Source organism: Methylicorpusculum sp. (genome assembly GCF_030651835.1).
Classification (GTDB): Bacteria; Pseudomonadota; Gammaproteobacteria; order Methylococcales; family Methylomonadaceae; genus Methylicorpusculum.
Genome location: NZ_JAUSBX010000135.1, coordinates 1 through 2,507 on the forward strand (window position 1 = coordinate 1; position 2,507 = coordinate 2,507).

At 53.6% G+C, this 2,507-nt stretch carries 3 protein-coding genes; all 3 read left to right on the forward strand.

The window, feature by feature from the left end; all coding sequences use genetic code 11:
• Positions 1 to 880 (forward strand): sulfate ABC transporter substrate-binding protein (locus Q7V32_RS17255; protein ID WP_304898225.1); only part of this gene is annotated, 880 nt, incomplete at its 5' end.
• A gap of 102 nt (positions 881 to 982) precedes the next feature.
• Complete coding sequence (gene cysT, locus Q7V32_RS17260) at positions 983 to 1,810, forward strand: sulfate ABC transporter permease subunit CysT (protein WP_304898226.1); 828 nt, start codon at positions 983 to 985, stop codon at positions 1,808 to 1,810.
• Between the two features lie 11 nt (positions 1,811 to 1,821).
• Positions 1,822 to 2,507, forward strand: a 686-nt coding sequence (locus tag Q7V32_RS17265) for a sulfate ABC transporter permease (RefSeq protein ID WP_304898227.1), incomplete at its 3' end; no start/stop codon positions are given.

The following is a 2,507-nucleotide window of genomic DNA, read 5'->3' on the forward strand; positions in this document are numbered from 1 at the left end:
ATTCAATCAGTCGTTTATTGCCTACTGGAAAGACAAGACCGGTGAGACGGTCAGTGTCCAGCAATCCCACGGCGGCGCCGGTAAGCAGACCCGCGCGGTGATCGACGGCCTGGAAGCCGATGTGCTGACCTTGGCCTTGTCTTACGACATCGATCAAATCGCCAAGCAGGCGCGCTTGTTGCCGGACAACTGGCAATCGCGCTTACCCAATAACAGCCTGCCCTATACCTCGACGATTGTCTTTCTGGTGCGTAAAGGCAATCCCAAAGGCATTAAAAACTGGGATGACTTGATCAAGGAAGGCCTGTCGGTCATTACGCCCAACCCAAAAACTTCCGGTGGAGCACGCTATAACTATTTGGCCGCCTGGGCTTTTGCCGAACAAAAATTGGGCAGCGCCGAGGCCGCGAAAGAGTTCGTCAAGCAACTCTATAAAAACGTACCGGTATTGGATTCCGGGGCACGCGGATCGACCACCACCTTTGTGCAACGCGGTCTCGGCGATGTGCTGCTGACTTGGGAGAATGAGGCGTTTCTGGCCTTAAAGGAATTTGGCGAGGGGCAATTTGAAATTATCGTGCCTCCGGCCAGCATCCTCGCGGAAACGCCGGTGGCCGTGGTCGACAAAATCGTTAAAAAGAACGGCACACAGGATTTGGCGGAGGCTTATTTGCAGTACCTGTTTTCACCGGCCGGACAAAAATTGGCCGCCAAACATTATTACCGCCCTTATCAACCGGAACAGGCCGATCCTGAAGATTTAAAACGTTTTCCCAAACTGGAATTCTTTACTGTTGATAAGCACTTTGGCGGCTGGCATAAAGCTCAGAAAGACCATTTCGATGACGGTGGCACGTTCGATCAAATCTATGTGCCGTGACGCTATTGGCGGCGATGACCTTAATCCAGCCGGACCGTCAGGTTAAGGCTATCGCCTGTTCTAACCTATGCATCCCCAGCCTTTTACACGACTTATAAAACCATGACGCAAAGTAATATCATGCCGGGATTTCGCCCGGCCCTGGGTTTCACGCTGTTCTATCTGGCTTTGATTGTACTGATTCCACTCAGCGCGATGCTGCTGAAAACACTGGAACTCAGCCTCGACGAATACTGGGCGATTTTGACGAACAAGCGCGTTCTGGCGTCTTTTTATGTCAGTTTTGTCTCGGCACTGATAGCGGCCGTCGTGGCCTGCCTGTTAGGTTTTGTCATTGCCTGGACGCTGGTGCGCTATCCGTTTCCCGGTAAGCGCGTCTTCGATGCCTTGATCGATCTGCCGTTTGCCTTGCCCACGGCGGTGGCGGGCATTGTTCTGGCGACGATTTATCAACCCAATGGCTTTATCGGCCAACTGTTGATGGAAGCCTTCGGTGTTCAGGTCGCTTACAAGCCGTTAGGTATCGTGGTGGCGTTGATTTTTATCGGACTGCCGTTTGTCGTGCGCACCATTGAGCCGGTCTTGCAGGAGTTTGATTCGGCGATGGAGGAAGCGGCCGCCAGTTTGGGGGCGACCCGATTGCAGGCGTTTATGAAGGTAATCCTGCCCAATATTCTACCGGCGACGATTACCGGCTTTGCTCTGGCCTTCGCGCGCGGGGTCGGCGAATATGGCTCGGTGATCTTTATTGCCGGCAACATGCCTTATGTCTCTGAAGTCGTGCCGCTGTTGATTATTACCAAACTGGAACAATACGATTATGCCGGGGCAACGGCCATCGGTTTGACGATGCTGATCGTCTCGTTTGTATTACTGTTAATCATTAACGGACTGCAGTGGTGGGTTCGCCGCCGCAGCGGTCAACTGTAAGAGGGTTTATCATGTCTACCGTACGTGTCAGTCAAAAGGCCATCGCTGCCCCAACCCACAATCTGGCGGATCCGGATTGGGTGCGCTACACCCTAATCAGCGCGACGCTGGCCATTATCGGGCTGTTTCTCATTTTGCCCTTAGCGACGGTCCTGATTTCTGCCTTTGCCAAAGGCTGGACGGCCTACAGCAGCAGTTTGTCGCACCCGGATACGCTGGCGGCGATCCGCCTGACGCTGTTGACGGCGTTGGTTACGGTCCCGTTGACCACGGTGTTCGGGGTTTCGGCCGCCTGGGCTATCGCCCGTTTTCAGTTTCGTGGAAAAAGTCTGTTAGTGACCTTGATCGACCTGCCCTTTTCGGTATCGCCGGTCATCGCCGGTTTGATTTATGTGCTGATTTTCGGCGCTCAAGGCTGGTTTGGGCCGTGGCTGTCCGACCATGATATTAAAATCATCTTTGCTGTACCGGGCATTATCCTGGCGACTTTGTTCGTCACGTTTCCGTTCGTGGCGCGTGAGTTGATTCCGTTGATGCAGGAAATCGGTCATGAAGAAGAGGAAGCGGCGTTATCGCTGGGTGCCAGCGGCCTGCAAACCTTTTTTCGGATCACTTTGCCGAATATCAAATGGGGCCTGCTCTATGGGGTCTTATTATGTAATGCCCGGGCGATGGGTGAGTTCGGCGCGGTGTCCGT